Source organism: Streptomyces laurentii (assembly GCF_040635425.1).
Classification (GTDB): Bacteria; Actinomycetota; Actinomycetes; order Streptomycetales; family Streptomycetaceae; genus Streptomyces; species Streptomyces laurentii.
In genome coordinates this window covers 96,759-113,394 of the sequence record NZ_JBEYHT010000010.1, presented here as the reverse complement: position 1 = coordinate 113,394, position 16,636 = coordinate 96,759, and the positions used below count along the sequence as shown (strand labels likewise).

The following is a 16,636-nucleotide window of genomic DNA, read 5'->3' as shown; positions in this document are numbered from 1 at the left end:
CATCATGCGCAACCCCGTCGGCGGCCATGTCCCCGTGGCCGGCGGCCTCGCCACCACCGGTCTCGGCTACGCGCGCGAGCTGGGCGCCGAGGCCGTGCAGGTCTTCGTCGCCAACCCGCGCGGCTGGGCCACCCCCACCGGCAACCCGGCCCAGGACGAGCTGTTCCGGGCCGGCTGCGCGGACCAGGGCCTGTCGGCCTGGGTGCACGCCCCGTATCTGATCAACTTCGGCTCGCACACCGAGGCCACCGTGGAGAAGTCGGTGGAGTCGATGCGGCACTCGCTGCGCCGCGGCCGGGCGATCGGCGCCGGGGGCGTCGTGGTGCACACCGGCTCGGCGACCGGGGGACGGCCGCGGGCCGAGGCGCTGGCACAGGTACGGGAGCGGGTGCTGCCGCTGCTGGACGAGCTGACGCACGACGACGACCCGTTCCTGCTCCTGGAGTCGACGGCCGGGCAGGGGTCCTCGCTGTGCTCGCGCGCGGAGGACTTCGGTCCGTACTTCGACGCGCTGGACCGGCACCCGAAGCTCGGCATCTGCCTGGACACCTGCCATATCTTCGCCGCGGGCCACGATCTGACCGGCCCGGACGGTGCCGCACGCACGCTCGACGAGCTGGTGGCGGTGGTCGGCGAGGGCCGGCTGAAGCTGATCCACGCCAACGACTCGAAGGACGTCGTGGGCGCGCACAAGGACCGGCACGCGAACATCGGCGCGGGACACATCGGCCAGGAGGCGTTCGGCAGCCTGCTGCGGCATCCGGCGACCGCCGGCGTCCCGCTGATCATCGAGACGCCGGGCGGGACGCAGGGCCACAAGGCCGATGTGGAGCTGCTGAAGAAGCTGCGCGGCTGACCCCGTTCGATGGCCTGAGCAGGCAGGATCAGGGAATTTTCGATTGAGGAATACCCCAGGGGGGTATAACGTTCCCGAGCCAGGCAGGAACGGTCATCGCACTTTGGGGGCTCCCATGCAGCACGAGCAGCACACCCCGCACGAGCACCACAACCACCACCAGGGACACGACGGCCACACGGCCCCGATGGACCACACCGACCACACCGCACACGCAGATCACACAGGCCACACGGACCACGCGAACCACGCGGGTCATGCCGCCCACACCGGCCACAGCGGTCACGGCCCGGCGTCCTGGGCCATGGCCGCGCAGGCCACGCTGCACTGCCTCACCGGCTGCGCCATCGGTGAGGTGCTCGGCATGGTCATCGGCACCGCGCTCGGCTGGGGCAACCTGCCGACGATGGTGCTCGCGATCATCCTGGCGTTCGTCTTCGGCTACACGCTCACGATGCGTGGCGTCCTGAAGGCCGGCCTCGACTTCAAGAGCGCCCTGCCGATCGCGCTCGCCGCCGACACCGTCTCCATCGCGGTCATGGAGATCATCGACAACGGCTTCATCGTCCTGTGGCCGGGAGCCATGGACGCGACGCTGTCCGACGCGCTGTTCTGGATCTCACTGGCGGCCTCGCTGGCGCTCGCCTTCGTCATCACCACGCCGGTCAACAAGTGGATGATCGGCCGCGGCAAGGGTCACGCGGTCGTCCACCAGTTCCACTGACCCGTCGGCATCGTCACAGGGCCGTCGGGGTCGCCGGAGTCGTCAGAGTTCGGGGCCGTCGCCCGGCTCCTCCTGGTACGAGTAGCGCTGCTCCCGCCACGGATCTCCGAGGTTGTGGTAGCCGCGCTCCTCCCAGAAGCCCCGCCGGTCGGCGGCCATGTACTCGATGCCCCGCACCCACTTCGGGCCCTTCCAGGCGTACAGGTGCGGCACCACGAGACGCAGCGGGAAACCGTGCTCGGCGGTGAGCAGCTCATCGTCTTTATGGGTGGCGAAAATGGTGCGCTCGGCGGTGAAGTCGGCGAGCCGCAGATTGGCGCTGTAGCCGTATTCGGCCCACACCATCACATGGGTGACCTGCGGCGCGGGCGGCGCCAGCTCCAGGATCGTCCGGGCGGGCACGCCGCCCCATTCGGACCCCAGCATGCTGAATTTGGTCACGCAGTGCAGATCCGCCACGACGGTGGCGAAGGGCAGCGCCGAGAACTCCTCGTGGTTCCAGACATGCTTGTCACCGTCGGCGGTCGCCCCGAAGACGCGGAAGTCCCAGCGGTCGGGCTTGAAGCGGGGAACGGGTCCGTAGTGAGTCACCGGCCAGCCGCGCTGGAGCCGCTGCCCCGGGGGGAGCTCCGACGCCGCCACTGCTGTTTCCCGGCGTGCTCCGCCCTCCTCCGGCTGACCCATGTCATCCATGGTGACAGACCGCGAGGGGTGGTCATGACCAGCCATGCTTCGACATCCCAGGAATATACCGACGATTCGGACAACTACTAGTAAGCCTGCACTTACTGGACGTCACTCAAGCCTGCTGCAAGGATGCGGCCATCCTGCCCAGTGGCGGCACCGACATGCGTGGAAGGGATCCCGAAGCGATGCAGGGCGACCCCGAGGTCCTCGAATTCCTCAACGAGCAGCTGACCGGCGAGCTGACCGCGATCAACCAGTACTGGCTGCACTACCGCATCCAGGACAACAAGGGCTGGACCAAACTCGCGAAGTACACGCGCGAGGAGTCCATGGACGAGATGAAGCACGCGGACAAGCTGACCGAGCGCATCCTGATGCTCGACGGCCTGCCCAACTACCAGCGGCTTTTCCACGTCCGGGTGGGACAGACGGTCGGCGAGATGTTCGAGGCGGACCGGCAGGTCGAGGTGGAGGCGATCGACCGTCTCAAGCGCGGGATCGAGGTCATGCGGGCCAAGGGCGACATCACCTCGGCCAACATCTTCGAGGAGATCCTGGCGGACGAGGAGCACCACATCGACTACCTCGACACCCAGCTGGAGCTGATCGAGTCCCTGGGCGAGGCGCTCTACGTCTCGACGCTCATCGAGCAGCCGAGCTGACGGAGCCCACCGAGAGGGTCCTACGCGGCGTCGGGCAGGACCGCGAGCCGGACCGGCATCAGGGCCGGCACCTGGACGGGCGCCTGCGCGGGAATCCCGGGCGACTCCGTCACCTCGGGAGCCCCGGGAGTCTCCGGAGCCACCACCGCGTCCTCCGGCGCCTCCGCCGTCAGAGCCGGGCGGCCGCTGTCGAGCAGTTCACGGCGCGGGCAGGCGCCCCGGCCGAGGAGGGCCTGGATCCGGCGGACGCACGAACCGCAGTCCGTGCCCGCCTTGCACGCCGAGGCGATCTGGCGGGGCGTGCAGGCGCCGGCCTCCGCATGCTGCTTCACCTGCCGCTCCGTGACGCCGAAGCACGAGCACACGTACACGCGGTCCACCTCCCGCCGAGATCGATAAGGTAAACCTCACCTTACCTGGGACGGCAGGGGGACAGAAGCCCTGGATACGGCAGTGGGGCACGGATCACAATGATCCGTGCCCCATCGCCGCAGGTCAGGACTTACTGGTCGCGGTACATCTCCGCCACCAGGAAGGCCAGGTCCAGCGACTGGCTGCGGTTGAGCCGCGGGTCGCAGGCCGTCTCGTAGCGCTGGTGCAGGTCGTCGACGAAGATCTCGTCGCCGCCGCCCACGCACTCGGTGACGTCGTCGCCGGTCAGCTCGACGTGGATGCCGCCCGGGTGGGTGCCGAGCGCCTTGTGGACCTCGAAGAAGCCCTTGACCTCGTCGAGCACGTCGTCGAAGCGGCGGGTCTTGTGGCCGGAGGCCGCCTCGAAGGTGTTGCCGTGCATCGGGTCGGTCACCCAGGCGACGGTCGCGCCGGAGGCGGTGACCTTCTCGACCAGCTCGGGCAGCTTGTCGCGGACCTTGTCGGCGCCCATGCGGACGATGAAGGTCAGCCGCCCGGGCTCGCGGTCCGGGTCCAGCCGGTCCACGTACGTCAGCGCCTCCTCGGCCGTCGTCGTCGGGCCGAGCTTGATGCCGATCGGGTTGCGGATCTTCGAGGCGAACTCGACGTGCGCGTGATCGAGCTGCCGGGTGCGCTCGCCGATCCAGACCATGTGGCCGGAGGTGTCGTACAGCTCCCCGGTGCGCGAGTCGGTACGCGTCAGCGCGCCCTCGTAGTCGAGGAGCAGCGCCTCGTGCGAGGCGAAGAACTCCACCGCGCGGAACTCGGCCGGGTCGGTGCCGCAGGCCTTCATGAAGTTCAGCGCGTTGTCGATCTCGCGCGCCAGCTGCTCGTAGCGCTGGCCCGACGGCGACGACCGCACGAAGTCCTGGTTCCAGGCGTGCACCTGGCGCAGGTCGGCGTAACCGCCGGTGGTGAAGGCGCGGACCAGGTTCAGCGTGGAGGCGGACGCGTGGTACATCCGCTTCAGGCGCTCGGGGTCCGGGATCCGGGCGGCCTCGGTGAAGTCGAAGCCGTTGACGGAGTCGCCCCGGTAGGTCGGGAGCGTCACCCCGTCGCGGGTCTCGGTGGACTTGGAGCGGGGCTTGGAGTACTGCCCGGCGATCCGGCCGACCTTCACCACCGGCACGGAAGCCGCGTAGGTGAGGACGGCGCTCATCTGGAGCAGCGTCTTCAGCTTGGCCCGGATGTGGTCGGCGGACACCCCGTCGAAGGCCTCGGCGCAGTCGCCGCCCTGGAGCAGGAACGCCTCGCCACGGGCGACGGCTCCCATCCGGGCGCGCAGCTGGTCGCACTCGCCGGCGAAGACGAGGGGGGGATAGCTCTGGAGCTCCGCGACGACATCGCGCAGCGCCTCGGCATCGGGGTACTCGGGCTGCTGCGCCGCGGGCAGGTCTCGCCAGGTCGCCGGAGCGGCGACGGCGTGGAAATCAGCGTTCACGGTCACGCCTCAACAGTACGGGTACGCGGCGTTCGTCCACTCCGGTGACCGAGGGATGAGACGAAGGTGACCGGTTGTGACCGGATCGTGCGCTACGATCGGCGCCATGTTCGCGCAAACAGTCCAGAACTGGTGGTGGACCGCTCATCCGGCGGCCCACTGACTGCGCGTACCCCAGTCCACGCGAAGGCCGCCCGAGAGGCGGCCTTTCTCGTATCCGGGCACCGCGCCCGCGAGGCCGTTCCTCTCCCGCAGGCCCTTCGAAGACCCCTCCCCGGTCCACCGAAGGAAGGAACCCCCGCCATGGCCCGTCCTCCCCGCCACCCCGTACTGTCCCGTCTCCTCGACGCCGGCTGCCGGCCGTTCGCGCTGCTGCGCCGGCGCACCCCCGGCCGGGACCACGACACCGTCGAGGTGCTGATCGGCCCGGTGCACGAGGCCGGCCGGCTGGCCGAGCTGCCGGTGGGCGAGCGGCCCGCGCTGGCGCTCGTCCCGTTCCGGCAGATCCGCGAGCGCGGCTTCGACGTCCGCGACGACGGCACCCCGCTGTCCGTGCTGGTCGCCGAGGAGGCGTACGAGCTGCCCCTCGCCGAGGTGCTCGCGGCGCTGCCGGAGCACGCCGTGCGGGTCGAGGGCGGCGGCTTCGACATCGACGACGAGGCGTACGCGCGGATCGTGCGGCAAGTGATCGACGAGGAGATCGGGCGCGGCGAGGGCGCCAACTTCGTCATCCGGCGCACCTTCACCGGGAGCGTCCCGGGCTTCGGCCGGGCCGACGCGCTGGCGCTGTTCCGACGGCTGCTGGTGGGCGAGCGGGGCGCGTACTGGACCTTCGTCGTGCACACCGGCGAGCGCACCCTGGTCGGGGCCAGCCCCGAGGCGCACGTGCGGATGTCGGGCGGGACGGTCGTGATGAACCCGATCAGCGGCACCTTCCGCTACCCGGCGGGCACCGCACCGACCCCCGAGGGGCTGCTCTCCTTCCTCGCCGACCGCAAGGAGACCGAGGAGCTCTCGATGGTGGTCGACGAGGAACTGAAGATGATGTGCACGGTCGGCGACCAGGGCGGGGTGGTGATCGGGCCCCGGCTGAAGGAGATGGCGCACCTCGCCCATACGGAGTACGAGCTGCGCGGCCGGTCCACGCTCGACGTGCGCGAGGTGCTGCGCGAGACGATGTTCGCGGCGACCGTCACGGGCTCGCCGGTGCAGAACGCCTGCCGGGTCGTCGAGCGCCACGAGGCCGGCGGCCGCGGCTACTACGCGGGCGCGCTGGCGCTGCTCGGCACCGACGCGTCCGGGGCGCAGACGCTGGACTCCCCCATCCTCATCCGGACCGCCGACATCGCGGCCGACGGCACGCTGCGGCTGCCGGTCGGCGCGACGCTGGTGCGGCACTCCGACCCGGCGGGCGAGGTCGCCGAGACGCACGCCAAGGCGGCGGGGGTGCTCGCGGCGCTGGGCGTACGGGAGGGCCGGCCGGCGGCGGAGTCGGTGCCCGGCGGGGACGCGGGCCCGGACACGGGCGCGGGGCGGCCGCGGCTGGCCGACGATCCGCGGGTACGGGCGGCGCTGGACGCGCGGCGGGCCGACCTGGCGCCGTTCTGGCTGCGGATGCAGGCCCGGTCGGCGGAGCTGTCGGGGCACGCCCTGGTGATCGACGCGGAGGACACCTTCACCGCGATGCTGGCGCATCTGCTGCGCTCCTCCGGCCTGGAGGTGTCGGTGCTGCGTTACGACGAGCCGGGGCTGCGGGAGCCGGCGCTCGCGCACGAGGGGCCGGTGGTGCTCGGCCCGGGGCCGGGCGATCCGTCGGACGCGGCCGACCCGAAGATGCGGTTCCTGCGCGGTCTGACGGCGGACCTGCTGCGCGGCCGCGGACACGGAGGCGGGCACGGTCTGCTGGGCGTGTGCCTCGGGCACGAGCTGATCGCGGCGGAGCTGGGCCTGGAGATCGTACGGAAGCGGACCCCGTTCCAGGGCGCGCAGACCCGGATCGACCTGTTCGGGCAGGAGCGGACCGTCGGCTTCTACAACAGCTTCACCGCGCGCTGCGACGACGCGGCGGCGACGGAACTGGCGCTGCACCGGATCGAGGTGAGCCGGGACGCGGCGACCGGGGAGGTGCACGCGCTGCGCGGGCCCGGGTTCGCGGCGGTGCAGTTCCACCCGGAGTCGGTGCTGACCCGGGAGGGCGCGGCGATCACCGCGTCGCTGCTCGCGGGCGTCCTGGTGTGAACAACCTCAGGCGACGCGCGGGACGAGGACGTTCTCGCCGCGTCGCCCCGCCAGGTAGTCGAGGACGTTGCCGACCGTCGTCTCGATGATCTGCCGGACCGCGTCGGCGGTGTAGTACGCCTGGTGCGAGGTGACCAGTACGTTCGGGAAGGTCATCAGACGGGCCAGGGTGTCGTCGGCGATGCCCGCGAGGGACTTGTCGAGGAAGAAGAGTCCGGCCTCGGCCTCGTAGACGTCGAGGCCGACGCCGGTGAAGCGGCCCGCGCGCAGTTCGCCGACCAGGGCCGCGGCGTCGACGAGTCCGCCCCGGCTGGAGTTCACCAGGATGGCGTCGTCCTTCATCGCGCGCAGGGCGGCGGCGTCGACGAGGTGGTGGGTGGCGGGGAGCAGCGGGACGTGCAGGCTGATCAGATCGGCCTCGGCGAACAGCCGTTCCTTCTCCACGTACGTCATGCCGAGTTCCCGGCAGGCGGGGTTCTCGGCGATGTCCCAGCCGAGCAGGCGCATGCCGAAGCCGTGGGCGATCCGGGTGAACGCCTCGCCGATCTTCCCGGTGCCGACCACGCCGACGGTCCGGCCGTGCAGGTCACGGCCCATCAGCCCGTCGAGCCGGAAGTCGAAGTCGCGGGTCCGGATGGCGGCGCGGACGATCCGCCGGTTGACGGCCATGGCGAGGGTCCAGGCGAACTCGGCGACGGAGTACGGCGAGTAGGAGGACACCCGGGCGACGGTGAGGCCGAGGCGCTCGGCCACCTCCAGGTCGATGTTGTTGAAGCCGGTGGAGCGCTGGGCGACCATCTGGGTGCCGCCGGCCGCGAGGGTCTGCAGCACCCGGTGGTCGAGGCTGGCGTTGACGCTGGTCGAGATGACCTCGTAGCCGGCCGCGATGGGGGCGGTGTCCGCGGTGAGGAACACGTCGAGGCAGCGGACCTCGTGCCGGCTCGCGGCGAAGGCCTGCTCGATGAGCGGCTTCTCGTCCGCCTGGACACCGAACGCCAGGATTTCCACGGGCCCCTCCGGGTGGTGCGCCGGACTGCTCTGCCTGCGGGCGGATCTCCGCCCACGGGCGAATATAGGGGCCCGGCCGGGCGCGGGCCCGTCAGGCGCCGTCGAGGCCCCGCTCGATGGCGTACCGGACGAGCTCCACGCGGTTGTGCAGCTGGAGCTTGCCGAGGGTGTTCTGGACGTGGTTCTGCACCGTGCGGTGCGAGATGACGAGCCGTTCGGCGATCTGCTTGTAGCTCAGGCCCTTGGCGACCAGGCGCAGCACCTCGGTCTCCCGTTCGGTGAGCCGGGGCGCGTCGGGGGCGCCGGCGCCGGGCGCCGGGGCGGGCGTGGCGGCGAGCCGCCGGTACTCGCCGAGGACCAGGCCGGCCAGGCCGGGGGTGAAGACGGGGTCGCCGACGGCGGTGCGGCGGACCGCGTCGAGCAGTTCCTCCGTGCTGGCCGACTTCAGCAGATAGCCGGTGGCGCCGGACTTCACGGCCTCCAGGACGTCGGCGTGCTCGCCGCTGGCCGACAGGACGAGGACGCGCAGCCGCGGGTCGGCGGCGACGAGTTCCTTGCAGACCCGGACGCCGGGCTTGAGCGGCAGGTTCAGGTCGAGGACGAGGACGTCGGGGGCGGCCGCGGCGGCCCGGCGTACGGCCTGCTCGCCGTCGCCGGCGGTGGCGACCACGTCGAGGCCCGCCTCGCCGAGGTCACGGGCGACGGCGTCCCGCCACATCGGGTGGTCGTCGACGACCATGACGCGGATGGGCCGCTCGGCCCCTGCCCGCTCGGCCCCCGGCTGCGCGTCGTTCCGGCCGCTCCGGTGCTCGCTGACGTCGCTCATGCCTTCCCCCGTTGTTCTTGCCGCTCCCGCGCCGCGCGCGGGACCTTCAGTTCCACTTCGGTGCCCTGGCCGGGCACCGAGATCAGCTCGGCGGTGCCGCCGAGGTCCCGCAGTCTGCCCCGGATGGACAGCGCGACGCCCATCCGGCCCTCGCCCTCGGCCTGGGCGAGCCGGCCCTCGGGGATGCCGGGGCCGTCGTCCCGTACGGTCACGATCACCTCGTCGCCCCAGTCCTCGACCAGGATCCAGGCCCGGGCGCCGTCGCCCGCGTGCACCCGCACGTTGTCCAGGGCGGCGCCGACGGCGGCGGCCAGTTCGCGGGCGGCCGGGGCCGGCAGCGGGACGGGGGCGCCCGGGTCGGCGAGAGTGATCCGGGCGCCGGCGCGCGGGGCGAGCAGCGTCCGCAGGTCGATCTCGCCGGACTCCCCCGCCGCGTCGGCGGCCTCCGGCTCCTCCCCCACCTCGACGAGCCGGACGACCGCGCCGGCCGACTCGTCCTCGGAGACGTACGAGGGGCGGACGAGCCCGCCCGCGACCAGGGTGCGCAGCGCGACCTCCTGCTCGCCGGCCATCCGGCCCAGTTCGGCGGCCTCGCCGCCGAGCGCCGTACCGCGCCGCTGCACCATGGCGAGCACCTGGAGCACGCTGTCGTGGATGTCCCGGGCGAGCCGTTCGCGTTCGCGGGTGGCCGCCTCGATCTCCAGGGCGCGGGCCAGGGTGCGCTCGGAGGCGCGGGCGATCTCGACGACGTAGCCGATGCCGATGGAGGCGACCCACACGAGGAGCACGTTGTGCAGGGTGTCCCGGCTGGGGTAGCCGCGTTCGACCAGGTTGGCGACGGCGACGAGGGAGGAGGCCAGGCCGGCCCAGCGCCAGCCGCCCTTGATCGCGTACGCGAGGACGGCGCCCGCGGTCCATATCGACGGCAGGGTGGGCCCGTCGACGGACTGCGCCTGCTGGTCGGCGAGCGGGGTCAGCAGGATGCCGGAGAGGGCGACGGTGAGGTCGGCGGCGAGGAACCGCCGGGTGCAGCTCGCCGCGTTCGCCACCTTGGGGAGGGTGGCGAGGGTCCACACGGCCAGGACGGCGAGGTAGCCGGCCGCGACCGCGGGGTGCTCGTAGCGGTCCCGGCCGAAGAAGCCGAGCAGCAGGGCGTACACGAGGGTGATGACGCGGTACGCGGCGAGCGCGCGCCACAGCGGTTGTTCGACCGACATGCGCACGACCCGCTCGCGCCTGGCCATCGTCGCCCCCGTACCCCGTAAGCCGTTCCGCGTGTGTGCCCCCCTCGACGGGTCAGGCGCCGGATTCCTCGCGTGCCGCGATCTCTTCCTTCACGGCTTCCTTGGCGGCCTTCTCGGCCTCCGCCATCTGGCGCTTGGCGGCCGTGGCGTAGATGTCCACGTACTCCTGGCCGGACAGCTTCATGATCTCGTACATGACCTCGTCGGTCACCGAGCGCAGGATGAAGCGGTCGCCGTCCATGCCCTGGTAGCGGCTGAAGTCGAGCGGCTTGCCGATCCGGATGCCGGGGCGCATCAGCTTGGGCAGGACCTTGCCGGGCGGCTGGATCTTCTCGGTGTCGATCATGGCGACCGGGATGACCGGCGCGCCGGTCGCGAGCGCCACGCGCGCGAGGCCGCCGGGCTTGCCGCGGTAGAGCCGGCCGTCGGGCGAGCGGGTGCCCTCGGGGTAGATGCCGAACAGGCCGCCGCTCTCGATGACCTCGATACCGGCCTTGATCGCCGCCTCGCCCGCGCCGCGCGCGCCGGAGCGGTCCACCGGGAGCTGGCCGACGCCCTTGAAGAAGGCGGCGGTCAGCCGGCCCTTGACGCCGGGAGTGGTGAAGTACTCGGCCTTGGCGATGAAGGTCACCTTGCGGTCGAGTACGGCCGGCAGGAAGAAGGAGTCCGAGAAGGACAGGTGGTTACTCGCGAGGATGGCCGGTCCTTCGGCGGGTACGTTCTCCAGGCCCTCGACCCAGGGCCTGAAGGCGAGCTTCAGGGACCCGCCGAGGGAGAACTTCATTGCGCCGTAGATCAACTCTCCATGCCTTCCGTGTGCCGCCGCGCTCTTCCGGGCGGCGTCACGACGACTTTATCCCGAGGGGCGGGCCGCGGGAGAGTCACGGGAACGGGGCGCCCGAGACGCCTTGGTGCGAACGGCCCTGGTCGGTGTCGGTCCGGTCGCGTACGGTGAAAGCCCTTCTTCCATGCCGAACCCGAACAGGAGACCCCGTGCCGGTCCTTCCTGGAGCCGAACCGTACCGCCATGAGGGCGGAGAGGTCGGCGTACTCCTCTGTCACGGATTCACCGGTTCCCCCCAGTCGATGCGTCCCTGGGCCGAGTTCCTGGCCGCGCAGGGACTGACGGTGTCGCTGCCGCTGCTGCCGGGGCACGGCACCCGCTGGCAGGACATGAGCCTCACGACCTGGCACGACTGGTACGCGGAGGTGGACCGCGCGCTCCACGAGCTGACCGAGCGCTGCGCGCGGGTCTTCGTCATGGGCCTGTCGATGGGCGGCGCGCTGACGCTGCGGCTCGCGGCCCGGCACGGCGACGCGGTGAGCGGGATCGTGCTCGTCAACCCGGGGAACAAGGTGCACGGCCTGGCGGCGAAGGCGCTGCCGGTGATCCGGCATCTGGTGCCGTCCGTCCCGGGCATCACCAAGGACATCGCGAAGCCGGACGTGGACGAGGTGGGCTACACCCGGGTGCCGCTGCACGCGGCGCACTCGCTGCGGCGGTTCTTCCAGGTCGTGGACACGGAGCTGCCGCAGGTCACCAGTCCGGTGCTGCTGCTGCACAGCCGGGAGGACCATGTCGTGCCGCCGGCCGACTCGGCGCGGGTGCTCGGCCGGATCTCGTCGACGGACGTCGAGGAGATCGTGCTGGAACAGAGCTACCACGTCGCGACGTTGGACCATGACGCGGAGCGGATCTTCGAGGAGAGCTGGGCATTCGTGACCAGGCTCGCTCCGGACCTGGTCGGTGAGAAGGGAATCGCGAGCGGTGGCTGAGCAGCAGGACGGGGAGCGGGAGCCGCAGCCCATCGACGAGGAGGCGGCCTGGGCGGCGATCGTCGCGGGTTACGGGGAGGAGCCGGCGGACCCGCCGGGGGCGCGGCCGTTCCGCCGGGTGGAGGATCTGGCGTTGCCGGAGCCCGGGGAGAACGGGGCCGGCGGGGCGGACGCGGCGGCTCCGGGTGAGCGCGCGGACGGTGGCGGCGGCAAGAGCGAGGCCGGTGACAAGGACGGGGGCACGGACGACGCGGGCGAGAAGCGGGCGGACGCCTCGGAGGCGCCGGAGAAGCCGGACAAGTTCCGCCGGCCGAAGGCCCCGGACGAGCCGGACAAGCCGACGCTCGGGTCGTCGGTCGTGTTCGCGCCGGGCGTGGGCCCGGCGGGGCCGCGGGACTACTCGCCGGCCGATCCGGACGCGGGCCCGGACGGGCACGACGAGGGCCATTTCGTACCGCCGGAGCCGCCACCGCTGCCCGAGGCCGACGTGACGACCAAGTTCGCGTGGCTGGCGGCCGCCGGTGGCCCGGTCCTGCTGCTGCTCGCGGTGCTGCTGCAGTGGGACATGACCTGGTGGCTGACCACGCTGTGCGTGGGTGGCTTCCTGGGCGGTTTCGTGACCCTGGTGGCCCGGATGAAGAGCGACGACGAGGACGACGACGGCTTCGACGACCCGGGCCGGGGCGCGGTGGTCTGATCGTTCGACGCTCCCGCTGCACCGATCGGCGCCGGGGCGCCTCACGGGCTTCGGGGAGCTGCGGCGGCCCCCGGCCGCCGACGTCCGCGTACCGGCCGCCGCGCACCGCGGCTCACACCGGCCAGGCCCCCGACACCGCGGGGAGACGGACCACCGCCAGGACCGGCAGGTGGTCCGTCGCCGTTTCCAGGTCCTCGCGGTCGAGGTCCGTCGGGACGCCACAGGCCAGGAACTCGACGCCCGGGGAGGCGAGGACGGCGTCGATCCGGCGGTCGGGCGCGGTGGCCGGGAAGGTGTCGCCGGTGCCCCAGGGGGCGGCCTCGTGACCGTCCCGGAGCTCCTTGGCCAGCCGGTTCCAGGCCCGGCCGCCGGGGCGTTCGTTGAGGTCGCCGGCGACGATCGTGTACGGGGTGCCGAGCGCGGCGACCCGGTCGAGGAGCAGGCCCGCCTGGGTGTGGCGCTCGACCGTGTCCAGGCTGAGGTGACAGCTGACGAGCCCGACCCGCGCGCCGCCGAAGCGGACGACGGCGGTGGCGAGGCCGCGCCGGTGGCGGCCGGGGGTGAGCGGGAGGAGGACGTCCTCGGTGCGTTCCACGGTGGCCCGCAGCGAGCACAGCAGCAGCGGTCCGGCGGCGGTCGCGCCGCCCGACAGCACCACGAGTTCACTCTTCGCGGCGAGCCGGGCCGCGTGCTTGCGCCAGCGGAAGAAGCGCGGGGCCTCCTGGACGAAGACCAGGTCGGGGGCGCAGGCCCGGATCACCCGGGCGAGGGCGTCCTCGTCGTCGCGCATCGAGCGCACGTTGTACGACAGGATCCGGACGACGGCCGAACCGTCCGGCTCGGTACGGGAGTCGGGCAGGCCGGCCAGGCCGCTCCGCGCGCTGATCGCCATGCGGGCCACCCTAGACGGCGGATCCGCCGCGCCCCAGAGGGCACGGCGGGCACAACGGGCGCACGGAGGGTGGCGTGGGAGCGCGGGGCGGCTCAGCCCGGCTCAGCCCCGACGGGACCGCCGGGATCCGCCGGGATCCGCCGGGATCCACCAGGATCCGCCGGACGGGCTCAGCCCTGGCGGGCCAGGTCGGCGGCGCCGACGAGGCCGGCCTTGTTGCCGAGCTGGGCGGCGAGGACCTGGGCGTGCGGCCGGTGGCGGCCGCCGACCAGCCAGCGCCGGAAGGACTTGCGGATCGGGTCGAGGACCAGTTCGCCCTCGTCGGAGACGCCGCCGCCGACGATGAACGCGGACGGGTCGAACAGCGACGCCAGGTCGGCGAGGCCTGCCCCGGCCCAGCGGGCCAGCTCGCGGAAGGAGTCGACGGCGACCGGGTCGCCGGCCCGTGCGGCCTCGCTGATGTGCTTGCCCTCGATGCCCTCGGGGGTGCCGTCGCCGAGGCCGAGGAGCACCTCGGCGTTCTCGGGGGTGGCCTGGGCACGCTGGCGGGCGTAGCGGACGAGGGCGCGGCCGGAGGCGTACTGCTCCCAGCAGCCCTGGCTGCCGCAGCCGCACAGCAGGCCGTCGGGGACGACCCGGACGTGGCCGAACTCGGCGGCCACGCCGAAGCGGCCGCGGCGCAGCTTGTTGCCGATGATGATGCCGCCGCCGAGGCCGGTGCCGAGGGTGATGCAGATGACGTCCTCGTGGCCCTGGCCGGCGCCGAAGCGGTACTCGCCCCAGGCGGCGGCGTTGGCGTCGTTCTCGACGACGACGGGGAGGCCGACGCGCTGCTCGACCTTGTCCTTCAGCGGCTCGTGGCGCCAGTCGATGTTGGGCGCGAACAGGACGGTGGCGCGCTTGTCGTCGACGTAACCGGCGGCGCCGATGCCGACGGCCTCGATCCGGTGCCCCTTGCCCGCTTCGGAGACGGCGGCGCAGATGGCGTCGACGATGCCCTCGGGGGTGGACGGAGTGGGCACGGTGTGGGTGTCGAGGATCTTGCCCTCCTCGTCGACCACGCCGGCCGCGATCTTCGTGCCGCCGATGTCGACGCCGATGGTGAGTCCCATGTGTCCCTCAGTTTCGGTGGAGCCCCGCGGGGATCACCGTACCCGAGGCGGCGGGCCGCTCCGGCTGGGCCGACGGGCTCAGTCCAGGTCGATCTGCTGCCCGGTTCCGGGGCCGTCGTCGTCCGGTGTGCCGGGGCCGTCGGCCCGGCCTTCCGTCCCCTCGGTGCCCCCCTTGTCGCCCTCGGCGCCGCGCTTGTCGCCGTCGGCGTCACGCGTCGCCTCGGGGCCGTCGTTCCCGTCGGCGGGCTTGGTCCCGGGGGCCTGCCGGTCGGCTTCCCGGCCGGCCTCGCGGGTGTCGCCGCGGGTCCAGCGGGCCTCCTGGGTCTGGACGGCCGAGCGGTACGCGGCGAGCAGTTCACCGCCGGCCGCGGCGAGGTGGTCGAAGACCTGCGGGTTGCGTTCGATGACGGGTTCCACCAGGGCCTTCGCCTGGTGCACGACCTGCTGGACGGTGGCCGCGGCCTGACCCGCGGCGGCTCCGCCGAGCGCGCCGCCGAGGCTCCCGGAGAGCTTGTCGGCGACGGCGTCGAAGAGCTTGCGGAACTCCTCCGCCGGAGAGCCGGGCTCCTCGCCGCGCCGGGCACGGCGGCGGGCCTTCTCGGCCTCCAGGTCCTCGGCACACGCCTGGGCCCAGGCGTCCGGTTCGCTCTCGCTCATGGCGTACTCCTTCGGCTTCTACGATCGACGGTACACGCCTCGCGCGGGCCGCCAGGAGTCTCTCGCCGAACCGGCCGGATCGGGCCGGACCGGGCAAGATCGGCCCCCCGCCGCCGTCCCCTCAGTCCTTGCCCGCCGGCCAGAGCCCCGGGTCCGGGGCGAAGCGGATCCGCAGGTCGCCGTCGACGAGTCCGGCGCCCGTGACCGTGCACCGGCGCAATGCGGCGGGCAGCGGGACGGCGCGGCGGAACGGGCCGACCGACAACAGCAGTTCGTCGCCGCGCCGGACCAGGCCGAGCCCGTCCTTGACGGCGCCGGGCAGCGGGACGTGCCAGACCAGGATGCCGTCCTCGGCGCGCCGGTCCTCGACGGTCCGTCGTACGGGTGCGGCGGCTTCCGGTCCCGGGCCGGTGACGGCGAGCAGCGCGAGGTCGTCGGGGCCGCGCAGGCCACGCCCGAGGTGCGGCAGCTCGTGCAGGTCGGGGTGGTCCTCGCGCAGGGCGGCGAGGTGCCCGTGCTGTTCGGCGGCGAGCCCGGCGAACCACGGGTCGGGCGAGTCGGCGGGCAGCACCCGGTTGGCGACGACCGTGTCCAGGGCGAGGCCCTGCAGGGCGAGGCCGAGGCGGGCGGTGCGCAGGGCGCCGGTGGCGGCGGGGCCGGGTTCGAGGACGAGCCGGACGGCGGTGCGCGGGGAGTCGATCACGTCCTGGACGGCGGCGAGCTCCGCCTCCCAGCGGGCGGTGGTCTCGTACAGCCACTGCGCGGGCAGGGGTACGCCGGCCAGCTGGGCGAGCATGGGGCGCAGCGCGCGGGCGGCCTGGCGTTCGGCGGGCAGCAGCCGGCGCAGATAGCGGCGGAGCTGTTCGGGCAGGGCGAGCAGGGCGAGCGCCTCGGGGACCGGCGGCAGCTCGACGACGGCGAGGTCCCAGTCCCCCGCGGCGGCGTCCCGTATCGCCCGGAGCAGCGCGACCTGTCCGCTGCCGGGCAGCTCGGTCAGCTCGGCTTCCTCGAAGGGGGTGGCGCCGAGCAGGTCGAACGCGGTCCGGGAACGGTCCTGGAAGGCGAGGAACTCGCGCCGGAAGTCGCCGGCGGGGTCGGGCACGAGGACGTGCAGGCTGCCGGGCCGTGCGCCGTGCGCCGGGGCGCCGCCTCCGGCGGGGTCCGGCGGTCCGGCGGGAGCGCCGGGGGCGTCGAGCGGGACCGGGCGCGGGCGGCCCGGCGGGGCCTCGGCGGCCCGGAGCCCGTCCGGCCCCTCGAACGCGCCCTCGAGCGCGCCGTCGGCCGCGGCGGAGACGAGCAGCACCCGGTGGCCCGCCCGGGCCTCGGCGAGCGCGGTGCCCGCGGCCACGGTGGTCCGCCCGGCGCCGCCCGTTCCGGTGACAAGAATGATCCGCATGCGCCGAAC

At 73.0% G+C, this 16,636-nt stretch carries 18 protein-coding genes; 7 read left to right on the top strand and 11 right to left on the bottom strand.

The window, feature by feature from the left end:
• Nucleotides 1-4: 4 nt before the first annotated feature.
• The gene (locus ABZ693_RS09435; RefSeq protein ID WP_359875169.1) at nt 5-856 is read left to right on the top strand and encodes a deoxyribonuclease IV; all 852 of its coding nucleotides are present in this window, start codon (nt 5-7) and stop codon (nt 854-856) included.
• Between the two features lie 187 nt (nt 857-1,043).
• A complete protein-coding gene (locus ABZ693_RS09430; protein ID WP_435842383.1) occupies nt 1,044-1,580 on the top strand; it encodes a DUF4396 domain-containing protein in 537 nt (178 codons plus the stop codon).
• Between the two features lie 42 nt (nt 1,581-1,622).
• Here the strand turns inward: ABZ693_RS09430 and ABZ693_RS09425 are convergent, their stop codons facing one another.
• A complete protein-coding gene (locus tag ABZ693_RS09425; RefSeq protein ID WP_359875165.1) occupies nt 1,623-2,264 on the bottom strand; it encodes a sulfite oxidase-like oxidoreductase in 642 nt (213 codons plus the stop codon).
• A 188-nt stretch (nt 2,265-2,452) separates the two neighbouring features.
• Here ABZ693_RS09425 and bfr point away from each other — a divergent pair, with 188 nt between their 5' ends.
• Nucleotides 2,453-2,929, top strand: coding sequence for a bacterioferritin (gene bfr, locus ABZ693_RS09420; RefSeq protein ID WP_359875163.1), 477 nt, complete (start codon nt 2,453-2,455; stop codon nt 2,927-2,929).
• Nucleotides 2,930-2,949: 20 nt separating this feature from the next.
• Here the strand turns inward: bfr and ABZ693_RS09415 are convergent, their stop codons facing one another.
• The gene (locus ABZ693_RS09415) at nt 2,950-3,261 is read right to left on the bottom strand and encodes a (2Fe-2S)-binding protein (protein WP_435842379.1); all 312 of its coding nucleotides are present in this window, start codon (nt 3,259-3,261) and stop codon (nt 2,950-2,952) included.
• Nucleotides 3,262-3,431: 170 nt separating this feature from the next.
• Complete coding sequence (locus tag ABZ693_RS09410; protein ID WP_359875159.1) at nt 3,432-4,787, bottom strand: class II 3-deoxy-7-phosphoheptulonate synthase; 1,356 nt, start codon at nt 4,785-4,787, stop codon at nt 3,432-3,434.
• A 100-nt stretch (nt 4,788-4,887) separates the two neighbouring features.
• Here ABZ693_RS09410 and ABZ693_RS09405 point away from each other — a divergent pair, with 100 nt between their 5' ends.
• A complete protein-coding gene (locus ABZ693_RS09405; protein ID WP_359875241.1) occupies nt 4,888-4,944 on the top strand; it encodes a trp operon leader peptide in 57 nt (18 codons plus the stop codon).
• A 140-nt stretch (nt 4,945-5,084) separates the two neighbouring features.
• A complete protein-coding gene (locus tag ABZ693_RS09400) occupies nt 5,085-7,019 on the top strand; it encodes an anthranilate synthase family protein (RefSeq protein WP_359875157.1) in 1,935 nt (644 codons plus the stop codon).
• Nucleotides 7,020-7,025: 6 nt separating this feature from the next.
• Here the strand turns inward: ABZ693_RS09400 and ABZ693_RS09395 are convergent, their stop codons facing one another.
• The 4 genes from ABZ693_RS09395 to ABZ693_RS09380 all read right to left on the bottom strand — a co-directional run bounded on the left by ABZ693_RS09395 (nt 7,026) and on the right by ABZ693_RS09380 (nt 10,896).
• On the bottom strand, nt 7,026-8,027 hold the full coding sequence (locus tag ABZ693_RS09395) for a 2-hydroxyacid dehydrogenase (protein ID WP_359875155.1): 1,002 nt from the start codon (nt 8,025-8,027) through the stop codon (nt 7,026-7,028).
• A gap of 91 nt (nt 8,028-8,118) precedes the next feature.
• Nucleotides 8,119-8,766, bottom strand: a complete 648-nt coding sequence (locus ABZ693_RS09390; protein ID WP_359875240.1) for a response regulator — start codon at nt 8,764-8,766, stop codon at nt 8,119-8,121.
• A gap of 83 nt (nt 8,767-8,849) precedes the next feature.
• Complete coding sequence (macS, locus tag ABZ693_RS09385) at nt 8,850-10,097, bottom strand: MacS family sensor histidine kinase (protein WP_359875153.1); 1,248 nt, start codon at nt 10,095-10,097, stop codon at nt 8,850-8,852.
• 52 nt (nt 10,098-10,149) lie between these two features.
• Nucleotides 10,150-10,896: a lysophospholipid acyltransferase family protein gene (locus ABZ693_RS09380; protein WP_359875151.1), complete on the bottom strand. Its 747-nt coding sequence runs from the start codon at nt 10,894-10,896 to the stop codon at nt 10,150-10,152.
• A gap of 194 nt (nt 10,897-11,090) precedes the next feature.
• Here ABZ693_RS09380 and ABZ693_RS09375 point away from each other — a divergent pair, with 194 nt between their 5' ends.
• Nucleotides 11,091-11,873 (top strand): alpha/beta hydrolase, encoded by a 783-nt coding sequence (locus ABZ693_RS09375; RefSeq protein WP_359875149.1) that lies wholly within the window; start codon nt 11,091-11,093, stop codon nt 11,871-11,873.
• A complete protein-coding gene (locus ABZ693_RS09370; RefSeq protein ID WP_359875147.1) occupies nt 11,866-12,570 on the top strand; it encodes a hypothetical protein in 705 nt (234 codons plus the stop codon). The genes ABZ693_RS09375 and ABZ693_RS09370 overlap by 8 nt, the downstream gene beginning before the upstream one ends.
• A 112-nt stretch (nt 12,571-12,682) precedes the next feature.
• Here ABZ693_RS09370 and ABZ693_RS09365 read toward each other — a convergent pair whose 3' ends face one another.
• From ABZ693_RS09365 to ABZ693_RS09350, 4 genes are all read right to left on the bottom strand, one after another.
• A complete protein-coding gene (locus tag ABZ693_RS09365; RefSeq protein ID WP_359875145.1) occupies nt 12,683-13,462 on the bottom strand; it encodes an endonuclease/exonuclease/phosphatase family protein in 780 nt (259 codons plus the stop codon).
• Nucleotides 13,463-13,632: 170 nt separating this feature from the next.
• On the bottom strand, nt 13,633-14,574 hold the full coding sequence (locus ABZ693_RS09360; protein WP_359875143.1) for an ROK family glucokinase: 942 nt from the start codon (nt 14,572-14,574) through the stop codon (nt 13,633-13,635).
• Between the two features lie 78 nt (nt 14,575-14,652).
• Nucleotides 14,653-15,231, bottom strand: a complete 579-nt coding sequence (locus tag ABZ693_RS09355) for a DUF5304 family protein (protein WP_359875141.1) — start codon at nt 15,229-15,231, stop codon at nt 14,653-14,655.
• Between the two features lie 121 nt (nt 15,232-15,352).
• Entirely contained in the window at nt 15,353-16,627 is a 1,275-nt protein-coding gene (locus ABZ693_RS09350; protein WP_359875139.1) for an ArsA family ATPase, read from the bottom strand.
• Nucleotides 16,628-16,636: the final 9 nt, after the last annotated feature.